The sequence below is a fragment of the Streptomyces sp. NPDC001904 genome, from assembly GCF_040297005.1.
Taxonomy (GTDB): Bacteria; Actinomycetota; Actinomycetes; order Streptomycetales; family Streptomycetaceae; genus Streptomyces.
Window position 1 is genome coordinate 16,784 of the sequence record NZ_JBEOYI010000045.1, and the last position, 20,120, is coordinate 36,903.

Annotated in this window: 20 protein-coding genes; 9 read left to right on the plus strand and 11 right to left on the minus strand. The window is 70.9% G+C overall.

Going from position 1 to position 20,120, the window contains the following annotated elements; genetic code table 11:
• Positions 1-50: 50 nt before the first annotated feature.
• Positions 51-719 (minus strand): ABC transporter permease, encoded by a 669-nt coding sequence (locus tag ABT127_RS37525; protein ID WP_351460473.1) that lies wholly within the window; start codon positions 717-719, stop codon positions 51-53.
• The gene (locus ABT127_RS37530; RefSeq protein ID WP_351460476.1) at positions 716-1,462 is read right to left on the minus strand and encodes an ABC transporter permease; all 747 of its coding nucleotides are present in this window, start codon (positions 1,460-1,462) and stop codon (positions 716-718) included. The genes ABT127_RS37525 and ABT127_RS37530 overlap by 4 nt, the downstream gene beginning before the upstream one ends.
• Before the next feature lie 196 nt (positions 1,463-1,658).
• Here ABT127_RS37530 and ABT127_RS37535 point away from each other — a divergent pair, with 196 nt between their 5' ends.
• Positions 1,659-2,822, plus strand: coding sequence for an ABC transporter ATP-binding protein (locus tag ABT127_RS37535; protein ID WP_351460479.1), 1,164 nt, complete (start codon positions 1,659-1,661; stop codon positions 2,820-2,822).
• Here the strand turns inward: ABT127_RS37535 and ABT127_RS37540 are convergent.
• The gene (locus tag ABT127_RS37540; protein WP_351460481.1) at positions 2,815-3,936 is read right to left on the minus strand and encodes an alpha/beta hydrolase; all 1,122 of its coding nucleotides are present in this window, start codon (positions 3,934-3,936) and stop codon (positions 2,815-2,817) included. The two genes, ABT127_RS37535 and ABT127_RS37540, sit on opposite strands and share 8 nt — an antisense overlap.
• A gap of 213 nt (positions 3,937-4,149) precedes the next feature.
• Here ABT127_RS37540 and ABT127_RS37545 point away from each other — a divergent pair, with 213 nt between their 5' ends.
• From ABT127_RS37545 to ABT127_RS37570, 6 genes are all read left to right on the plus strand, one after another.
• Positions 4,150-5,925 (plus strand): phosphatidylglycerol lysyltransferase domain-containing protein, encoded by a 1,776-nt coding sequence (locus ABT127_RS37545; protein ID WP_351460484.1) that lies wholly within the window; start codon positions 4,150-4,152, stop codon positions 5,923-5,925.
• Between the two features lie 57 nt (positions 5,926-5,982).
• Positions 5,983-6,846, plus strand: a complete 864-nt coding sequence (gene folP, locus ABT127_RS37550) for a dihydropteroate synthase (protein ID WP_351460487.1) — start codon at positions 5,983-5,985, stop codon at positions 6,844-6,846.
• The gene (locus ABT127_RS37555; RefSeq protein ID WP_351460490.1) at positions 6,843-7,412 is read left to right on the plus strand and encodes a nuclear transport factor 2 family protein; all 570 of its coding nucleotides are present in this window, start codon (positions 6,843-6,845) and stop codon (positions 7,410-7,412) included. Before folP ends, ABT127_RS37555 begins: the two co-directional genes overlap by 4 nt.
• Before the next feature lie 211 nt (positions 7,413-7,623).
• Complete coding sequence (folB, locus tag ABT127_RS37560; RefSeq protein WP_351460493.1) at positions 7,624-7,983, plus strand: dihydroneopterin aldolase; 360 nt, start codon at positions 7,624-7,626, stop codon at positions 7,981-7,983.
• The gene (gene folK, locus ABT127_RS37565; RefSeq protein ID WP_351460496.1) at positions 7,980-8,579 is read left to right on the plus strand and encodes a 2-amino-4-hydroxy-6-hydroxymethyldihydropteridine diphosphokinase; all 600 of its coding nucleotides are present in this window, start codon (positions 7,980-7,982) and stop codon (positions 8,577-8,579) included. Before folB ends, folK begins: the two co-directional genes overlap by 4 nt.
• Positions 8,580-8,654: 75 nt before the next feature.
• Complete coding sequence (locus ABT127_RS37570) at positions 8,655-9,137, plus strand: DUF3180 domain-containing protein (RefSeq protein ID WP_351460499.1); 483 nt, start codon at positions 8,655-8,657, stop codon at positions 9,135-9,137.
• Positions 9,138-9,156: 19 nt separating this feature from the next.
• Here the strand turns inward: ABT127_RS37570 and ABT127_RS37575 are convergent, their stop codons facing one another.
• The 8 genes from ABT127_RS37575 to dacB all read right to left on the minus strand — a co-directional run bounded on the left by ABT127_RS37575 (position 9,157) and on the right by dacB (position 17,495).
• Positions 9,157-9,447, minus strand: a complete 291-nt coding sequence (locus tag ABT127_RS37575; protein ID WP_351460501.1) for a hypothetical protein — start codon at positions 9,445-9,447, stop codon at positions 9,157-9,159.
• Between the two features lie 71 nt (positions 9,448-9,518).
• Positions 9,519-9,899 carry a hypothetical protein gene (locus tag ABT127_RS37580; RefSeq protein WP_351460504.1) on the minus strand — a complete coding sequence of 127 codons (381 nt, stop codon included), beginning with the start codon at positions 9,897-9,899 and terminating at the stop codon, positions 9,519-9,521.
• Positions 9,900-9,966: 67 nt separating this feature from the next.
• Positions 9,967-10,572 (minus strand): GTP cyclohydrolase I FolE, encoded by a 606-nt coding sequence (gene folE / locus ABT127_RS37585; protein ID WP_351460507.1) that lies wholly within the window; start codon positions 10,570-10,572, stop codon positions 9,967-9,969.
• Between the two features lie 120 nt (positions 10,573-10,692).
• A complete protein-coding gene (gene ftsH, locus ABT127_RS37590; protein ID WP_351460510.1) occupies positions 10,693-12,708 on the minus strand; it encodes an ATP-dependent zinc metalloprotease FtsH in 2,016 nt (671 codons plus the stop codon).
• Positions 12,709-12,929: 221 nt separating this feature from the next.
• A complete protein-coding gene (hpt, locus tag ABT127_RS37595) occupies positions 12,930-13,490 on the minus strand; it encodes a hypoxanthine phosphoribosyltransferase (protein ID WP_111662750.1) in 561 nt (186 codons plus the stop codon).
• A 44-nt stretch (positions 13,491-13,534) separates the two neighbouring features.
• Positions 13,535-14,599 (minus strand): tRNA lysidine(34) synthetase TilS, encoded by a 1,065-nt coding sequence (gene tilS, locus ABT127_RS37600; RefSeq protein WP_351460513.1) that lies wholly within the window; start codon positions 14,597-14,599, stop codon positions 13,535-13,537.
• 209 nt (positions 14,600-14,808) lie between these two features.
• Positions 14,809-15,966 carry an Rv3626c family coenzyme F420 biosynthesis-associated protein gene (locus tag ABT127_RS37605; protein WP_351460516.1) on the minus strand — a complete coding sequence of 386 codons (1,158 nt, stop codon included), beginning with the start codon at positions 15,964-15,966 and terminating at the stop codon, positions 14,809-14,811.
• 89 nt (positions 15,967-16,055) lie between these two features.
• Positions 16,056-17,495: a D-alanyl-D-alanine carboxypeptidase/D-alanyl-D-alanine endopeptidase gene (gene dacB / locus ABT127_RS37610; protein ID WP_351460519.1), complete on the minus strand. Its 1,440-nt coding sequence runs from the start codon at positions 17,493-17,495 to the stop codon at positions 16,056-16,058.
• A 113-nt stretch (positions 17,496-17,608) separates the two neighbouring features.
• On the opposite strand from dacB, the gene ABT127_RS37615 reads away from it, so the two are divergent.
• Complete coding sequence (locus ABT127_RS37615; protein ID WP_351460531.1) at positions 17,609-18,100, plus strand: inorganic diphosphatase; 492 nt, start codon at positions 17,609-17,611, stop codon at positions 18,098-18,100.
• Positions 18,101-18,275: 175 nt separating this feature from the next.
• Positions 18,276-19,952, plus strand: coding sequence for a threonine/serine exporter family protein (locus ABT127_RS37620; RefSeq protein WP_351460522.1), 1,677 nt, complete (start codon positions 18,276-18,278; stop codon positions 19,950-19,952).
• The last annotated feature ends 168 nt before the right edge of the window (positions 19,953-20,120 follow it).

Genomic DNA, 20,120 nt, shown 5'->3' on the forward strand with positions numbered 1-20,120 from the left:
CCGCGCTGTGCCTCCGGAAACCCTTGTCGTGCCCGCGGTCGTGCCCGCGGTCATGCCCGCCCTCGCGCCGGGTCGAGGAACCGGCCCACGGCCACGAACACGCCCTCCACGACCAGGGCGAGCACGGCCACGAGGACGGCGCCCGCCACGACCTGGGGCGTGTTCTGCAGACTGAAACCGGCGGTGATGATCCGCCCGAGCCCGCCCTCGCCCGCCATCGCGGCCAGCGTCGCCGTCGCGATCACCTGCACCGCGGCCGACCTGAGCCCGGTCATCACCAGGGGGTACGCCAGCGGCAGTTCGACCCGCGCGAACACCTGGCGGCCGCTCATCCCCATGCCGCGCGCGGCCTCCACCACCGCGCGGTCGACCTCGCGCATGCCCACGTACGCGTTGGTCAACAGGGGCGGCACCGCGAACAGGACCAGTGCGATCAGCGTGGGCAGATCGCCGTGGCGGCCGAGCGGGGTGAGCGTGAGCAGCACCAGGACGGCCAGGGTGGGCACCGCACGCCCCACGTTCGAGATGTTGACCGCGAGGGCGCCGCCCCTGCCCATGTGCCCGAGCCACAGGGCCAGCGGCAGTGCGATCAGGCAGGCGATGCCGAGTGCGACCCCGCTGAAGTACAGGTGCTCGGAGAGGCGGTGCCACACCCCCTTCTCGCCCTGCCAGTTGGCCCCCGTGGTCAGCCAGTCGTAGGCCCCCGATATCGCGTTCATGCGACCTTCTCCGGCATGTCGGGCTCCACCGCGGTGACGGTCTTGCGTCTGTGGGGGCCGCGGCCGCCCCGTACGGCCGTCGCCCGCGTCCACGGCGTCAGCCACCGCTGGACGCCGAGCAGCAGCAGGTCGGCGAGGATCGCGAGCAGGACGCACAGCACGGAGGCGCTGAGCACCTGGGCCTTGAAGTCGCTGTGCAGGCCGTCGAGGATCAGCGTGCCGAGGCCGCCGTAGTCCACGATCGCGCCGACCGTGGTGAGCGCCACCGTGGAGACCGTGGCGATGCGCACGCCGGCCAGCATCGCCGGGAGCGCCAGCGGCAGTTCGACCTCCCACAGCAGCCGCAGCGGCCCGTACCCCATCCCGCGCGCGGCCTCTCTGGCCTCCTCCGGCACGGCCTGGAGCCCCGCCAGGATGTTGCGCACGAGGATCGTCAGCGAATAGAGCACGAGGCCCGTGACCACCAGCGAGGCCGAGAGCCCGAACAGGGGCAGCAGCAGCGAGAACATCGCCAGCGATGGGACCGAGTAGAAGACCGTGGTCAGGCCGAGCACCGGCCCGGCGAAGGCCTTCCTGCGCCGCGCGAGCAGCGCGAGCGGGAAGGAGATCAGGACGCCGATCAGCACCGAGGCGACGGTGATGCCCAGGTGCTGCACGGTCGCGTCGGTCAACTCCTGGCCACGGGTGCGCAGATACTCCCCGCACACCCAGTCATTGGCCACCAGGCAGTTCTGCTCGCTCACCCCGCCCCGCCTCCCCCGTTTCACCGAACGTATGTCAGGTATCCGTACCCGCGCACGCACGTTTTCGACTGTCGCCGACCCTAGCGGGCACGACTGACAATGGCCGATACCCGACCCCCGCCCGCAACACTGCCTTCACACAACTGCCGTGTTCGGACGGTCCGCACACGGCCCGGCCCCGGCAGAATGGGTTCTCATGATCCGGTTCGAGCACGTCAGCAAGCGGTACGCGGACGGCACCACTGCCGTCGACGACCTGTCCTTCGAGGTGAAGGAGGGCGAACTGGTCACGCTCGTCGGCCCGTCGGGCTGCGGCAAGACCACGACGATGAAGATGGTGAACCGGCTGATCGAACCCACCGAGGGACGGATATTCCTCGACGGGGACGACATATCCGGCATCGACCCGGTGCAGTTGCGCCGCCGGATCGGATACGTCATCCAGCAGGTCGGCCTCTTCCCGCACAAGACCGTCCTCGACAACACGGCGACCGTGCCGCACCTGCTCGGCGTCAAGCGCGCCAAGGCCCGCGAGCGCGCCGCCGAACTCCTCGACCTGGTGGGCCTCGACCCGAAGGTCTTCGGCGACCGCTACCCCGAGCAGCTCTCCGGCGGACAGCGCCAGCGGGTGGGCGTGGCCCGGGCACTGGCCGCCGACCCGCCGGTGCTGCTGATGGACGAGCCGTTCGGCGCGGTCGACCCGGTGGTCCGCGACCATCTCCAGACCGAGTTCCTGCGGCTCCAGCAGACGCTGAACAAGACCGTCCTGTTCGTCACGCACGACATCGAGGAGGCCGTCCGGCTCGGCGACCGCATCGCCGTCTACGGGCAGGGACGCATCGAGCAGTACGACACCCCGCCGGCCGTCCTCGGCACCCCCGCGACGCCCTACGTGGCCGACTTCGTCGGCGCGGACCGGGGCCTGAAGCGGCTCTCCGTCACCCCGATCGAGGAGGGCGACCTGGAGCAGCCGCCCGTGGTCCACCTCGACGACCCGCTGCCCAGGGAGCTGGACGCCCGCTGGGCCGTCGTGCTCGACGACGACAACAACCTGCACGGCTGGCTCTCCGCCGAGCACGCGCGCGCGGGCACCGGCAAGGGCGACACCGTCCGCGACCGGGCCCGCCGCATGGAGGCCTGGCTGCCGGTCGGCGCCTCGCTCAAGCAGGCGTTCGCCACCATGCTCCAGCACGACGCGGGCTGGATCGCGGTCATCGACGAGGACAGCCAGGGCCGCTTCCTCGGCGTGCTCACCCCGGCCCGGCTGCACGAGGCCCTGCGGCGCTCCACGGCCGCGGACGCGCGGGCCATCCCGCGCGCGGAGGTGGAACTGGAGACGGTCGCGCCCCTCCTCAAGTGACCTGCCGGGCTCCGGGAAGGCGCCGGCTCAGCCACTCCAGGGTCGCCGGGATCTCCCGCCGCCAGGTGTTGAAGTTGTGCCCACCGCTGTCGAGGATGATCGACGACACGCGCGTGGGCGCCTTCACCTGCCGGATGAAGGCGAGAGTGTCCCGGTAGTTGTGCTCGCCCTGCTTGCTGCTGGTCACCAGCAGCGAGGTCGCGGGCGGCGGCATGTGGTTCAGGTACCAGCCCAGATCGGCCCGCTCGCGCGAGCGGGCGTTCCCGTGGAAGAGGTCGCCCGTCGTCGGGTCGTGGGCCGCCCGGTAGTACGGGGACAGACCGGCACCCGCCCCGAAGACGCCGGGGTGGTGCAGCGCCAGTTTCAGCGCGCAGTAACCACCTGTGGAGTCACCGACGACGCCCCACTTCTTCGCCGTCCTGTAGCGCGCGGCCATCTCGGCGGGCAGGTCCGTGGCGAAGAAGGTCTCCGTGCGCGGGCCGCCCGGGACGTCCACGCACTCGGTGTCGCGCGGCGGCGCCACGGTGGGCCGCAGCATGACCAGGATCATCGGCCGCATCCGTCCGGCCGCCGCCAGCGCGTGCGCGGTCTGCGGATAGCGCAGCCCCCTGATCAGCGCCTCCGCGGTACCGGGATAGCCGGTCAGGACGACGGACGCGGGGAACGAACGACGGGCGTAGCGCGGCTGGAAGTACTCGGGCGGCAGATAGACGTAGGCGGGCGCCGCGATGTGCGACGTACGTCCGACGATGTCGACCTTCTGAACCTGTCCTCCGACGGCCGGCCGGGCCCCGCCGGACACCCCCACGTCCTGGGTGGCGACCACGTGGACCGGCGCCCGGGTCCCGGCCACCTCGTGGTCGGTCACCACGCCCTGCCCCTGCTCCCGGCCGAAGAGGTCGGCCCAGGTCGCGTAGAACCCGTAGGCGTGGTTCGCGGCCAGGCCGACCGCCACGAAGACCGCCAACTGCGTGGCGAACAGCAGTCCGACGCGGCCCGAGACGGACCGCCACGAACGGTGTGCCAGACGCGGCCAGAGCAGCACCGTGCCCGCGAACAGCGCCACGGCGAGCAGGACCGCCAGTGCGAGGACTGCATGACTCGTGAGCCCCATCGGACCTTTCCCCTGGCTGAGTTGACCGCCTCCGGCCGAAAGACACCGGGTCTTTTCCGTCCGGGAGTGAACCCGACTCCCGCTCACCCCGTCCTAGAGGGCGCAAGTCGCGGGATGCCGGACATGGCACCGCGTTCACGTTTCTCGCAGAACCACGGGAATGCGATGTTCGCCAGGATAGATGCGGAAAACTCCCAGGGGGTTGCACGCCGGATGAGGCGCGCGGTGCACGGCCCGCGCCCGGAGGCCGTACCGACTCTCATCGCCCGCGCCTGCCTCCTCGCCGGGCTCCTGGACATAGCGGCCGGCGCCTTCCCGCGCTTCCGGCACAGCCGGATGCACACCCTGGCGGAGGTCCTGCCCGGCACCCTCGGCCCGTTCGCCGCCGCCCTCGCACTCGGCAGCGGCGTCCTGTTGCTGCTGCTCGCCCACGGCCTGCGGCGCCGCAAGCGGCGGGCCTGGCGGGCGGCCGTGGTGCTGCTGCCGATCGGCGCCTGCGCGCAGTTCGCGTACCGGCACTCCTTCGTGGGCGTCGTCATCCCGCTCATGCTGCTGTGGGTCCTCGCCAAGCACCGCACGCAGTTCGACGCGCTGCCCGACCCGCGCAGCCGCTGGCGGGCGCTGGCCAATTTCGTGGTCATGGGAGCCGGTTCGATCCTGATCGGGCTGCTCATCGTCAGCACCCACCCGCACCGCCTGGTCGGCGACCCGAGCCTGGCGGACCGTCTGCAGCACGTCCTGTACGGCCTGTTCGGCCTCGACGGGCCGCTCGACTACACGGGCAGCACCTCCCGCACGGTCGCCGTCTCGCTCGGCGCGCTCGGCATGGTCACCGCGCTCACCACGGTCTACTTCGCCTTCCGGCCCGAGCACCCGGCCGCCCGCCTCGCCCAGGACGACGAGAGCAGGCTGCGCGCCCTCCTCGACAAGCACGGCGCCCGCGACTCGCTCGGCCACTTCGCGCTCCGCCGCGACAAGGGCGTGGTCTTCTCGCCCAGCGGCAAGGCGGCGGTCTGCTACCGCGTGATCTCCGGCGTGATGCTCGCCAGCGGCGACCCCATCGGTGACGTGGAGGCATGGCCGGGCGCCATCGAGCGGTTCATGGACGAGGCACGGGCCCACTCGTGGACCCCCGCCGTCATGGGCTGCTCCGAGACCGGCGGCGAGGTGTGGACCCGCGAGACGGGCCTGGACGCGCTGGAGCTGGGCGACGAGGCGGTGGTGGACGTCGCGGATTTCTCCCTGACCGGGCGCGCCATGCGCAACGTGCGCCAGATGGTCAAGCGGATCGAGCGCGCCGGCTACGAGACCCGGGTCCGGCGCATCCGTGACCTCGGCCCCGGCGAGCTGGACCGGATCCGCCGCGCCGCCGACGACTGGCGCGGCACCGACACCGAGCGCGGCTTCTCCATGGCACTCGGCCGCATCGGCGACGCGGCCGACGGGGGCTGCCTGATCGCGACGGCCCACAAGAGCGACCCGGACGAGCCCGGCCCGTACGGAGACCTCAAGGCGGTGCTGCACTTCGTGCCCTGGGGAGACGCCGGCGTCTCGCTCGACCTGATGCGCCGCGATCGCACCGCCGACCCGGGGATGAACGAACTGCTGATCGTGGCCGCCCTCCAGGCCGCCCCGAAGCTGGGGATCAGCCACGTCTCGCTCAACTTCGCGATGTTCCGCTCGGCGCTCGCGCGGGGCGAGAAGATCGGCGCGGGCCCCGTGCTGCGTGCCTGGCGCGGCCTGCTGGTGTTCCTGTCGCGCTGGTTCCAGATCGAGTCGCTGTACCGGTTCAACGCGAAGTTCCGCCCCCGGTGGGAGCCCCGCTTCGTCGTCTACCGCTCCTCGAAGGACCTCCCACGCATCGGCTGGGCCGCCCTGCGCGCGGAGGGCTTCGTGAACATGCGCATGCCGGGGGTGCTGCGGCGCCGGGCACCGGAGCCGCGCCCGTGCGCCCACACCCGCCGGGAGAAGGAGGCCCACGCCGCCTGACGTCCCCGTGGGCCCATGCGGCGCGGGGCACCCCTCGTCCGGCTCTACGCTGGAAGCATGAGCACGTCGCAGGTCCGCCGAGGCCACGTAGCCAATCTCCCCGTATGGGACCGCTGCGCGGTCATGGGTGTCGTCAATGTGACCCCGGACTCGTTCTCGGACGGCGGCCGCTGGTTCGACACCACCGCCGCGATCAAGCACGGCCTCCACCTGGTCGGCGAGGGCGCCGACCTGGTGGACGTGGGCGGCGAGTCGACCCGCCCAGGCGCCGCCCGGGTCGACGAGGACGAGGAGCTGAAGCGCGTCATCCCCGTCGTGCGGGGCCTGGCCGCCGAGGGCGTCACGGTCTCCGTCGACACCATGCGCGCCAGCGTGGCCGAGCAGTCCCTGGCCGCGGGCGCCGCGCTGGTCAACGACGTGAGCGGCGGCCTCGCCGACCCCGCCATGGTCCCGGTCGTCGCCGCCGCGGGAGCCCCCTTCGTCGTCATGCACTGGCGCGGCTTCCTCGAAGGAGCCACCGTCCGGGGCGCCTACGACGACGTCGTCTCCGAGGTCGTCGACGAGCTCCGCGCCCGCGTGGAGGCCATCATCGAGGGCGGCATCGCCCCCGAGCACCTCGTCGTCGACCCCGGCCTCGGCTTCTCCAAGGAGGCCGAGCACGACCTCGCCCTCCTCGCCCATCTCCACGCGGTCCGCGCGCTCGGCCACCCGGTCCTCGTCGCGGCCTCCCGCAAGCGGTTCCTCGGCCGCGTACTGGCCGACGAGCAGGGCGCTCCGCCGCCCGCGCGCGAGCGCGACGCCGCCACCGCCGCCGTCTCCGCGCTGGCCGCCCAGGCCGGCGCCTGGGCCGTGCGCGTCCACGAGGTCCGGGCCACCGCCGACGCCGTCCGCGTGGCCCGCGCGGTCGAGGGAGCCCAGTGACCGGCACCGACACCCAGGCCGTCGACACGGCCAACCGCTCCTTCTACGAGGCCCAGGAGCGCGGCGACTTCGAGGAGCTGACCTCGCTCTGGCTGGCCCCCGAGGACGTCAGCTACGCCGAGGACGCCGACCCGGACGACGCCGAGGACACCTCGATCTCCTGCGTGCACCCGGGCTGGCCGGTGCTCACGGGCCGCGGCGAGGTCCTGCGCTCCTACGCCCTGATCATGGCGAACACCGAGTACATCCAGTTCTTCCTGACGGACGTCCGGATCAGCGTGGTCGGCGACACCGCCATGGTGACCTGCACGGAGAACATCCTCAGCGGCGGCCCCGCGCCCGAGGACAGCGACGAGCTGGGCCCGCTGGTGGGCCAGCGGGTCGTCGCCACCAATGTGTTCCGGCGCACCCGCGACGGCTGGAAGCTCTGGTCCCACCACGCCTCCCCCGTGCTCGCGGAGTCCGACGACGAGACGGACGCCCTCGACGACACCCTGGACGACGCCGACGGCCCCGACGGCCTCGGAGACGGCGGCAACACCGGCGGCGACGGGTCACCCGCCTGAGTGGGCGGCCCCCTCGAAAGGGCCGGAATCACGCGCTCACGGTTGGTTTTCCAGCCGCCTGGGTAGGGGCGGCTACCAGCCTCGGGCCCGTCTGTCCATAGCCCCCACGGGCAAGGGATGTCAGTGCTCGCAGGTAGATTCGATGGAGGCCGGTGCGTCGACCGCACATCGACAGGACCGGCCCCTACCGACGACTGCAGGAGTGATTCGCGTGGATCGTGTCGCGCTGCGCGGCCTCAAGGCCCGCGGGCACCATGGCGTCTTCCCCAAGGAACGCGAGGAGGGGCAGACCTTCATCGTGGATCTGGTGCTCGGGCTGGACACCCGGGCCGCGGCGGCCGATGACGACCTGACGAAGACCGTGCACTACGGCGTCGTGGCCGAGGAGGTCGTGGCCGCCGTCGAGGGCGAGCCCGTCGACCTCATCGAGACCCTGGCCCAGCGCATCGCCGACGCCTGCCTGAAGCACGAAGGAGTCCACGAGGTCGAGGTCTGCGTCCACAAGCCGGACGCGCCGATCACCGTGCCCTTCGACGACGTGACCGTCACCATCACCCGGAGCCGAGTATGAACAAAACTCCGTTCGACCCGACCGTGCAGCCGGTACCGACCTCCGTGATGGAGCAGGTCGACGCCGCCGACAGCACCCTGTCCAACCCCAAGTTCGCCGTGCTCTCCCTCGGCTCGAACCTGGGGAACCGCCTGGAGACGCTCCAGGGCGCCGTGGACGCCCTGGAGGACACCCCCGGCGTCCGCGTCAAGGCCGTCTCGCCCGTCTACGAGACGGAGCCCTGGGGCGTCGACCCCGACAGCCAGCCCTCGTACTTCAACGCCGTGGTGGTCCTCAAGACGACCCTCCCGCCGGACTCGCTCCTGGAGCGCGCCCACGCGGTCGAGGAGGCCTTCCACCGCGTCCGGGACGAGCACTGGGGGCCGCGCACCATCGACGTCGACATCGTCGCGTACGCGGACGTGGTCTCCGACGACCCGGTGCTGACCCTCCCCCACCCCCGGGCCCACGAGCGCGCCTTCGTGCTCGCGCCCTGGCACGACGTGGACCCCGAGGCACAGCTCCCCGGCCGCGGCCCGGTCACCGAGCTGCTCGCCGCGGTGACCCGCGAGGGCGTGGCCGCGCGCACCGACCTGGAACTCCGGCTGCCCGAGTAATCGTTAGGGTCTGACGGGCAGAGCCGTGCGGTCGCGCACGGCTGACGGGCGACCGACGGGGATGAAGCAACCGCGATGAAGCAACTGCGCATCAGAACTCTGGCCGGCCTCTTCGGGGCCGCCGGAGTGCTGTCCTGGGCGGGCGCCCGCCTGTGGAACGCGCTGGGCACCCTGCCCAGCGTCCCCCTGGCCGCGCCCATCGTGCTCGCGGTGATCGCCGTCGTCCTGCTGGCGACGGCCCTCTCCATCCGCTCCCGGCTGCGCGCCCAGCGCGAGCGCCGCCCCGACGCCAAGGGTGTCGACCCGATGATGGCGGCCCGTGCGCTGGTCTTCGGCCAGGCCAGCGCGCTGGTCGCGGCGCTGGTCGCGGGCATGTACGGCGGCACGGGCGTCTTCCTGCTGGAGCAGCTGGACATCCCGGCCCGCCGCGACCAGGCGATCTACGCCGGCTTCTCGGTCGTCGCCGGCGTCGCCGTCATCGCAGCGGCGATCTTCCTGGAGCGCGTCTGCAAGCTCCCGGACGACGACGACACGGAGGGCACGGCGCCGGTGGCGTGAGAGTGAGTCCCGGTCGGAGTCACCAGGGCTCGCGTGCCAGGTGGCCGTTGATCAGGAAGCCCGGATGAGGGCTGAGGCGATAGCTGTACAGGGTGAAGGGCTTGTCCCCGCACACGCGTGCCCGCACCTCCCGCACTTCGGCCCGCCCTGTCTCCTTGAGTTGAAGCGGATGCCGCTCAGCCCGGAAGGTGCCGCGCGCGGGCCAGCTGTCCGCCACGATCCGTGCGGACGCCTTTCCGTTGGTGCGAGGGGTGAATCTGGCTCCGATGATCCGCGCGAGCTCCGCGAGGAAGGGCACATTGGCGCTCACAAGCGCCCGCCCGGGCCATGTCTTGATACGGCAGCCATCGCCGTCTTCGTAGCCGTGCTCGGACGGAACGGTCAGCAGGAACTACGTGTCCCTGGTCGTGAACATACCGCTCCCACCATGTACCCGAAGTCGTAGCCCGGCTTGATCTCCAGCCGTTCACGGCAGAGCTTCCTGGCATGCGTCCATGCCAGGACCCTGTCTGCTGCCTCTCGCGCAGGAACCCACCCGCCGACGATGCCCAGGAGTTGATGCGGCGCGACGGTGAAGGTGGTGCGCTCGGTCGTCACGTCGACCACCTCACGCACCTTGGCCGCCAGCACCTGGGTGACGGTCGTGCGGACAGTACGTTCGCCGTCAACCGTCCACAGGCTCGAGCCGACCCGCACGTCTCGTGCTCGTAGACGCCCGCCGACCACGTTCACCGTCTGCCTGCTGGGCAGTCCGTGCTCCACAGTGGCCCCCCGATCCACGATCAATACAACTGATCGGGAACCGTATCGGGCACCACTGACAATCGGGTCAGCGAGCCAGAATCAGGCTCATTGCCTCAGCTCGGGTCGTGGCATCCCGAAGCTGACCTCGCACGGCGGACGTCGTGGTCTTCGCTCCGGGCTTGCGCACGCCACGCACCGACATGCACATGTGCTCGGCCTCGATGACGACGATGGCGCCCCGCGCATCAAGGATGCGCACGAGGGAGTCGGCAATTTGAGTGGTGAGACGTTCTTGCACCTGAGGACGGCGGGCGAAGACCTCGACCAGGCGGGCCAGCTTCGACAGTCCGGTGATCTTGCCGTTCTCCGCTGGTATGTAGCCGATATGGGCCACACCGTGGAAGGGCAGAAGATGGTGTTCGCACATGGATACGATTTCAATGTCCTTGACCAGGACCATCTCATCGTGCCCGAGGTCGAACGTCGTCGTCAGAACATCCTCGGGCTCTTGCCTGAGCCCCGCCAGGAGTTCCTTGTACGCCCGCGCCACCCGCGCCGGAGTCTCCCGCAGGCCCTCGCGGTCCGGGTCCTCGCCGACCGCGATGAGGAGTTCGCGCACGGCGCTTTCGGCCCGCTTCTCGTCGAACTCTCCGATCGAGCCCTCGCCGTCCAGCGTCACCGGGTCGGTCATGTCGTGCCTCTTCCTTGTACGGACATCCGGCACGGCCCCCAGACAGACAAAAGGCCGCGTCCCCCACACCGTAAAGCGTGGGGGACGCGGCCTGCATTCCGGGCCCTGTGAAGGGTGCCGTCAGCTCTCGGGGCGGTCGTCCTTCACCGTGTCCACCGGGGTGGTGGTTTCGATGGCGGTCGCCGAGCCGTTCGCCCCGTTCGTCAGTGAGAGCTCCTTGGGGGAGAGCACCGGCGGGCGGGTCGAGGGGGTGCGGCGGGAGGAGCCGGTCCACGCGGGGCGGGCCGGACGCTTCACGATCGGGGCGAAGATCTCGGCGATCTGCTCCTTGTTCAGCGTCTCCTTCTCCAGCAGCGCGAGGACCAGGTTGTCGAGAACGTCGCGGTTCTCGACGAGGATCTCCCAGGCCTCGTTGTGCGCCGTCTCGATGAGCTTCTTGACCTCTTCGTCGACGAGCGCGGCGACCTCTTCCGAGTAGTCGCGCTGGTGCGCCATCTCGCGGCCGAGGAACGGCTCGCTGTTGTCGCCGCCGAACTTGATCGCGCCGAGACGCTCGGTCATGCCGTACTGCGTGACCATCGCGCGGGCCGTGGAGGTGGCCTTCTCGATGTCGTTCGCCGCGCCGGTGGTCGGGTCGTGGAAGACCAGTTCCTCCGCCGCCCGGCCGCCCAGCATGTAGGCGAGCTGGTCGAGCATCTCGTTGCGCGTGGTCGAGTACTTGTCCTCGTCCGGGAGCACCATCGTGTACCCGAGCGCGCGGCCGCGGGACAGGATCGTGATCTTGTGCACCGGGTCGGAGTTCGGAGACGCCGCCGCGACCAGGGCGTGACCGCCCTCGTGGTACGCGGTGATCTTCTTCTCCTTGTCCGACATGATCCGGGTCCGCTTCTGCGGGCCCGCGACCACACGGTCGATCGCCTCGTCCAGCATGTGGTTGTCGATCAGCTTCTTGTCGCTGCGCGCCGTGAGGAGCGCCGCTTCGTTCAGCACGTTCGACAGGTCCGCGCCGGTGAAGCCGGGGGTGCGGCGGGCGACGGCCGACAGGTCGACGTCCGGGGCGACCGGCTTGCCCTTCTGGTGGACCTTGAGGATCTCCAGACGGCCCTGCATGTCCGGGCGGTCGACCGCGATCTGGCGGTCGAAGCGGCCGGGACGCAGCAGCGCCGGGTCGAGGATGTCGGGCCGGTTCGTGGCGGCGATCAGGATGACGCCGCCCTTCACGTCGAAGCCGTCCATCTCGACGAGCAGCTGGTTGAGCGTCTGCTCGCGCTCGTCGTGACCGCCGCCGAGGCCGGCGCCGCGGTGGCGGCCGACCGCGTCGATCTCGTCGACGAAGACGATCGCCGGGGCGTTCGCCTTGGCCTGCTCGAAGAGGTCACGGACTCGCGAGGCACCGACACCGACGAACATCTCGACGAAGTCGGAACCGGAGATCGAGTAGAAGGGCACCCCGGCCTCGCCGGCGACGGCGCGCGCGAGGAGCGTCTTGCCGGTACCGGGCGGGCCGTACAGCAGAACACCCTTGGGGATCTTGGCGCCGACGGCCTGGAACTTCGCCGGCTCCTGGAGGAACTCCTTGATCTCGTGGAGCTCCTCGACCGCCTCGTCCGAGCCCGCCACGTCGGCGAACGTCGTCTTCGGGGTGTCCTTGGTGATGAGCTTGGCCTTGGACTTCCCGAACTGCATGACCCGGGAGCCGCCACCCTGCATCTGATTCATCAGGAACAGGAAGACGACGACGATGAGGACGAAGGGCAGCAGCGACAGCAGGATGCTGACGAACGCGTTCTGCTTCGTCGGGGAGACGGTGTACCCGTCGGGAATCTGCTTGCCCTCGAACTTGGACTGCAGAGCCTTGGCCACGTCGACGCCCTGGTCGCCGATGTAGCTCGCCTGGATCTTGCTGGAGCCGTCGACCTTCTCGCCGCTCTTCAGCTCGACCTTGATGGTGTTCTCGTCACCGGTGGTGATCTTGGCCTGCTGGACCTGGTTCTTGTCGATGGCCTGAATGACCTGGCCGGTGTCCACCGTCTTGTAGCCGCCGGACGAGCCGACGACCTGCATCAACACGACCACGGCAAGGACGGCCAGCACGATCCACATGACCGGCCCACGGAAGTATCGCTTCACGTCCATCCATACGGAGCGGTTCCGCCCCGTCCCTCCTGCCATAGTGAGTTTGATAAGGCTGTTTCAAGCTGTTGAGCTCTTGAACCCGTTTGAAGCTGTTTGAAGAACTGTTCTTCGGACGGTACCCCAGCATTGTCACCCGAAGTCGCAGGGGACGTCCGACAATCTCGCCTTCGCCTGCTCCAACGGCGGGAAGCCCCTGAGGGTTCCCGCCGTCTGACGTGACCTCAGCCGCCGTAGACGTGCGGAGCCAGCGTGCCGACGAACGGCAGGTTCCGGTACTTCTCCGCGTAGTCGAGGCCGTACCCGACCACGAACTCGTTCGGGATGTCGAAGCCGACCCACTTGACGTCGATGTCGACCTTGGCCGCCTCCGGCTTGCGCAGCAGCGTGCACACCTCGAGGGAGGCGGGCTCGCGGGTGCCGAGGTTGGTCAGCAGCCAGGACAGCGTCAGACCGGAGTCGATGATGTCCTCGACGATCAGGACGTGCTTGTCCTTGATGTCGGTGTCGAGGTCCTTGAGGATCCGCACGACACCGGAGGACTGGGTGCCGGAGCCGTACGAGGACACCGCCATCCAGTCCATGGTGACGGGGGTGGACAGGGCGCGAGCCAGGTCCGCCATGACCATCACGGCGCCCTTGAGGACCCCGACGATGAGCAGGTCCTTGCCCGCGTATTCGGCATCGACCTTGGCTGCCAGCTCGGCCAGCTTCGCGTCGATCTCTTCCTTGGTGATGAGCACCGACTTGAGGTCGGTGCCCATGTCTTTCGCGTCCACCCGCATCACTTTCGGTCGTCCCACCGGCCGCCGCGACGTGAGCCGCGCTGTCAGCCTTGCCGGATGACCAGTCTGCCACCCTGCCGCTGGGCGACGACTTTGCCCGGGAGATTGATCTCCTTCTGGCCCCGCCATCCGGTGATCAGGCGGTCCACCTCTTCGATGTGCCGGGCGAACAGGGCGCCGGCCGGGGCTCCGGCCTCGATGGCGGCCCGGCGCAGGATGCGGCGGCGCACGGCGGGCGGCAGCGCGTAGAGCTTGGCGCATTCGAGGAGTCCGGCGGCGTCGCAGACGGACTCGGCGGCCTGCGCGGCCCAGGCGTCCAGCGCATCGGCATCGTCGCGGGACAACTGGGCCGTACGGGCGAGCGCCTCGACGACGCCCTTGCCGAGCGCCTTCTCCAGGGCGGGCAGTCCTTCGTGCCGCAGCCGGGACCTCGTGTAGGCCGGATCGGTGTTGTGCGGGTCGTCCCAGACCGGCAGGTGCTGGACGAGACAGGCCTTGCGGGCGGTCTGCCGGTCGAGGTGGAGGAAGGGGCGCCGGTAGCGGCCGCCGGCCCCCGAGATCGCGGCCATGCCGGACAGGGAGCGGATGCCGGAGCCGCGGGCGAGGCCGAGCAGGACGGTCTCGGCCTGGTCGTCGCGGGTGTGGCCGAGCAGGACGGCGGCCGCGCCGAGGCGCTCGGCGGCGTCGTCGAGGGCGGCGTAGCGGGCGTCGCGGGCGGCCGCTTCCGGGCCTCCGTCGCGGCCGACCTGCACGGCGACGGACTCGGCCGGGGCCAGTCCGAGGGCGGTCAGGCGCAGGACGACGTCCTCGGCGCGGGTGTCGGAGCCGGACTGCAGACCGTGGTCGACGGTGATGCCGCCGGCCCGGATGCCGAGTTTGGGGGCCTCGAAGGCGAGGGCCGAGGCGAGCGCCATGGAGTCGGCGCCGCCGGAGCAGGCGACGAGGACCAGGGGCCGCTCGGGAGGTGTGGCGGGGGAGGAAGCCGGGGAGCGTGGGGAGGGTGGGGGGACGACAGAGGGCGTGGGGGTTGCGGGCTGTGCGTTGAGGATGTCGTGGAGGACGCGGCGGACCGCCAGGCGTATCGCCGCGACCGCAGGATGGGGACCCATGTCCGGTTCCCTTCATTCCGTTGTCTAGGGGAGTGGGCGCCAACTCGTGAGCCGTGCGCAACGGCTCAGTCGCTCAACGGTGACTCGGTGAATTCGGTCACGCAGAGTGTGTCGATGGTGACAGAGCCGAGCCATTCCCTGAGCATTGCACGCCTGCCCACGGGCCACGGTCCCTCGGATGGGTGATCCTGAGCAATTTTGGGCGTGCCTTACGGGACGTCGTGGGCGCCGTCTGTCTTGTTGTGCACCCGCGCGACCCAGTCCGCGGGTTTGGCGATCTCCGCCTTGGTGGGGAGGGTGTTGGGCGATGTCCAGACGCGGTTGAAGCCGTCCATGCCGACCTGGTCGACGACGGCTCGTACGAATCGCTCGCCGTCGCGGTACTGCCGCAGCTTGGCGTCGAGGCCGAGGAGCTTGCGCAGGGCCGTGTCGAGCCGGGAGGCGCCCTTCTGGCGGCGCTGCTGGAACTTCTCGCGGATCTCCCCGACGGACGGCACGACGTCCGGGCCGACGCCGTCCATCACGTAGTCCGCGTGCCCTTCGAGCAGGGACATCACGGCGGTGAGGCGGGCGAGGACCTCGCGCTGGGCGGGCGACTGGACCAGCTCGACCAGGGAGCGGCCGCCGTCGTCGCGCTCCTCGTCGTCGCCCTCGGGGCGTCCGCCGGCGAGGGACTGGGCGGCTTCCCTGATCCGCTCCAGGAACGTCGACGGGTCGACCTCGGTCTCGGCGAGGAACGACTGGATCTCGCCCTCCAGGTGGTCGCGCAGCCAGGGCACGGCGGTGAACTGGGTGCGGTGGGTCTCCTCGTGCAGGCAGACCCAGAGCCGGAAGTCGTGCGGGTCGACGTCGAGTTCGCGCTCCACGTGCACGATGTTCGGCGCGACGAGCAGCAGCCTGCCGCCGCCGTTCGGCGCGGCGGGGAGGTCGCTGGTGGCGGGGGCGAAGGTCTCGTACTGGCCGAGGACGCGGGAGGACAGGAACGACAGCAGCATGCCCAGCTCGACGCCGGTGACCTTGCCGCCGACCGCGCCGAGGACGGCGCCGCCGGGGCCCGGGCCGCGGCGCTCCTGCATCTTGTCGAGCAGCGGCTTGAGGAGTTCGCGGAAGCCCGCGACGTTGGCCTTCACCCAGCCCGGGCGGTCCACCACGAGGACAGGGGTGTCGTGCATGTCGTCGGAGGCCATGCGGGTGTACGCGCGCACGTGCTCCTCCGAGGCCTTGGCGTGCCGGCGCAGCTCGGAGACGACGGCGCGCGCCTCGTCACGGCTCACCTCCGGGCCGGGCCGTACGAGTCGGGTCGCCGTGGCCACCGCGAGGTTCCAGTCGACCATTCCTGCCGAAGCCGCACCGCCGAAGCTCGTCATGCGTCAACGGTACGTGACCCTTCGGGCACAGGGAGGGGGTTGGACCCTGACTGAACCCTGACACCCGGCCGTGCGGTGTCCGCGGGGCGTCAGCGGCAGCCGCAGTTGGCGACGGAGGAGGCGAGCCGGTCCAGGACGGCCTGGGCGGACTGGGGGCCGGGGGCGCCCTCGGTCATGAACGCGAAGACCAGCAGCCGGCCGTCGGCGTCGACGACCGTGCCGGCCAGGGTGTTCACGCCGGTGAGGGTGCCGGTCTTGGCGCGGACCAGGCCGGTTCCGGAGGCGTCGGCCTCGTCCGTGTAGCGGTGGGCGAGAGTGCCGGTGAAGCCGGCCACGGGCAGGCCGGTGAGCAGGGAGCGCAGTTCGGGGCGGCTCCGGTCGGCGGCCTCGGCGAGCAGGCCGGTGAGCAGGGCGGCGGAGGCCTTGTCGGTGCGGTCCAGGCCGCTGCCGTCGGAGAAGTGGGCGCCGGACAGAGGCAGGCCCAGTTTCTCCAGCTGCTTCTTGACGGCCCGGCCCGCGCCGTCGAAGTCGTGGCTCTCGCCGGCGGCGATGGCGGTCTGCCGGGCGAGCGCCTCGGCGATGTCGTTGTCGCTGTTGGTCAGCATGCGCTCGACGAGGGCGGACAGGGGCGGGGACTCGACCTTCGCGAGGTCCTCGGCCTGTCCGGAGGCCTTGGAGGGGCCGGGGGTGCCCTTGGTCTTGATACCGCGTTCGTGCAGCAGGTCCGCGAACTTCTGGGCGGCCGAGGCCGCGGGGTCGGCGGCGCGCGGCGCCGGGCCGCTGTTGGAGCCGTCGGTGCGGGCCTCGTCGGCCATCAGGGCGGAGACCTGGGCGAGGTTGTCGTTCACGCCGATGGGGTGCAGCGACGGTCCCGAGTACAGCGAGGTGTCGTACGAGAGGGTGACCTCGGTGGTGCCGGCGTCCTTGAGGGAGGCGGCCGTGCGGTCGGCGAGGGTGCGCAGGCCCGCGGCGCCGTAGGGATTCTTCTCGCGGGCCGTCAGGGTGGGGTCGCCGCCGCCGATCAGCAGCAGTTCCCCGGAGTCCTTCTCCAGGGCCGTGCGGGTGGCGATGCGGTGGTCGGGGCCCGCCGCGGTGAGCGCGGCGACCGCGGTGGCCAGCTTCGTCGTGGACGCGGGGGTGAGGGCGTCGCCCGCCGATTTTCCGTAGAGCCGCTTGCCGGTGGCGGCGTCGACGACCGCGGCGGTGCGGCGCGATCCGAGGGCGGCGTCCTTGAACAGCGGGTCCAGGACGTCGGCCAGGGCGTGCTCCGTCGGGCCGGGCACCGACGCTCCGGGCGCGGCGAGGACGGCGGGGGCGCTGGGGGCCGCGGACGCCGCCCCCGCGGACGTACGGCCGTGATCTGCACCACCCCGGCTGCCCTGGGAGACCGCCCGGTCCGCCTCGGCCTTACGCTGACCGGAGGAGTCCCAGGGGCCGGTCGCGACCGCCACCAGGGCGGCGAAGGCCACACCCACCGCCGTCGCTCCCACCGTGAACTGCTTGGTCTTGGTCTTCGCAACGCCCGTCACGAGTTGCGAAGCCTTCAGCTCCGGCACCGCGGACCAGCCCCTTTCGCGATCACACACCTGCGTAGGGGACACTTAACCACCAGAAGTTTGTGTTGATCATGGAGGAGCCACCGGTGGAGTTCGACGTCACGATCGAGATTCCGAAGGGATCGCGGAACAAGTACGAGGTCGACCACGAGACCGGTCGCATCCGTCTCGACCGTCGTCTCTTCACCTCGACCGCCTACCCGACGGACTACGGCTTCGTCGAGAACACGCTCGGCGAGGACGGCGACCCGCTGGACGCGCTGGTCATCCTGGACGAGCCGACGTTCCCGGGCTGCCTCATCAAGTGCCGCGCCATCGGCATGTTCCGCATGACGGACGAGGCCGGCGGCGACGACAAGCTGCTGTGCGTCCCGGCGACGGACCCGCGCATGGAGCACCTGCGCGACATCCACCACGTCTCCGAGTTCGACCGCCTGGAGATCCAGCACTTCTTCGAGGTCTACAAGGACCTGGAGCCCGGCAAGTCCGTCGAGGGCGCCGACTGGGTCGGCCGTGTCGAGGCCGAGGCCGAGATCGAGCGCTCGTACAAGCGTGCCCAGGACCAGGGCGGCCACTGAGTCGTAGGGCGTAGCGCCCCTCCGCTGTCCGCCGGACGGGCCGTACGACATCTGTCGTGCGGCCCGTTCGCGTTTCTGTGCGCATACTGAGGCGTACCGGAGGTAGACGCGTAGACAGGCGCGGCCACAGTCCCAGTCGCGGTGGCGACGGCAAGAAGGGCGAGAAGGGCACGAGGTGACGGACCGGGAGACCGAGGCCCCCGAGGACCGCAAACCGCAGTCCGACGAGGCACGCAGCGCGTTCACGCAACCCATCGGGACCGTGGCGCCCGCGCCGGTGGTGGAGGAGGAATCCGCCTCGACCACCTCGGAGTTCGCGCTCCCCGAGGGGTTCAGCGTGCCGCCCGCCGACCCCGTGGAGTCCGAGGGGTCCGCGTTCACCCCTCCGCGCACGTACAGCGCCAAGCAGTCGCCGCCCGCCTTCACGCCGCCGCACGGCATCCCGGTGGTCCGGCTGACCAAAGAGGCGCCCTGGCAGGACCGGATGCGCACGATGCTGCGGCTGCCGGTCGCCGAGCGGCCCGCGCCGGAGAAGCCGCAGAAGGAGGACGAAGCCGGGCCCGCCGTGCCGCGCGTGCTCGACCTGACGCTGCGCATCGGGGAGCTGCTGCTCGCCGGGGGCGAGGGCGCCGAGGACGTGGAGGCGGCGATGTTCGCCGTGTGCCGGTCCTACGGGCTCGACCGGTGCGAGCCGACGGTGACGTTCACGCTGCTGTCGATCACGTTCCAGCCGTCACTGGTGGACGACCCGGTGACGGCGTCGCGCACCGTGCGCCGCCGGGGCACCGACTACAACCGGCTCGCGGCCGTGTTCCGGCTGGTCGACGACATCAGCGACGAGGACGACGAGGCCGCCGCCATCTCGCTGGAGGACGCCTACCGGCGGCTCGCCGAGATCCGCCGTAACCGCCACCCCTATCCGGGCTGGGCGCTCACCGGTGCGAGCGGGCTGCTCGCCGGGTCCGCCTCGATCCTCGTCGGCGGTGACCTCATCGTGTTCGTCGCCGCGGCGATCGGCGCGATGCTGGGCGACCGGCTGGCGTGGCTGTGCGCGGGGCGCGGGTTCCCGGAGTTCTACCAGTTCACAGTGGCCGCGATGCCGCCCGCCGCGATCGGCATCCTGCTGACCATGGCCCACAACTACGTGGACGTGCGCGCGTCCGCGGTGATCACCGGTGGGCTGTTCGCGCTGCTGCCCGGGCGGGCGCTGGTGGCCGGGGTGCAGGACGGCCTGACCGGTTTCTACATCACGGCCGCGGCCCGGCTCCTCGAAGTCATGTACTTCTTCGTCGGCATCGTCGTCGGCGTGCTGATCATGCTGTACGTGGGGGTGCAGCTGCACGCGCAGCTCAACCCGGACGCCGCGCTGTCGGGGACCCCGCGGCCCTACTGGCAGATCGCCTCGTCGATGGCGCTGTCGCTCGCCTTCGCCGTGCTGTTGCAGCAGGAGCGGTCGACGGTGATCGCCGTGACGCTCAACGGCGGGGTCGCCTGGGTGATCTACGGTGCCATGCACAACGCGGGCGGGATCTCGCCGGTGGCGTCCACCGCCGCCGCGGCCGGGCTCGTCGGGCTTTTCGGGCAGCTCTTCTCGCGGTACCAGTTCGCTTCGGCGCTGCCGTACGTGACCGCCGCGATCGGGCCTCTGCTGCCGGGTTCCGCGACGTACTTCGGGCTGTTGGCCATCGCGCAGAGCGATGTGGACAAGGGGCTGGTGTCGCTGTCCAAGGCGGCCGCGCTCGCCATGGCCATCGCGATCGGGGTGAACCTGGGTGGCGAGATCTCCCGCCTCTTCATCAAGTCCCCCGGCGCCGAGGGCCGCCGCGCCGCCAAGCGCACCCGCGGCTTCTAGCACCGGGTCCGTCGGCCGCCCGCGGGCCGGTGGGGGCTGGTCGGTTGTCGGCCGCCCGCGGGCCGGTGGCCGCTTCTCGCGCAGTTCCCCGCGCCCCTGAGGCATGCGCTGACGCGCAGTTCCCCGCGCCCCTGAGAGGCCTGTGGCCTTCAGGGGAGGCTGCGCGTC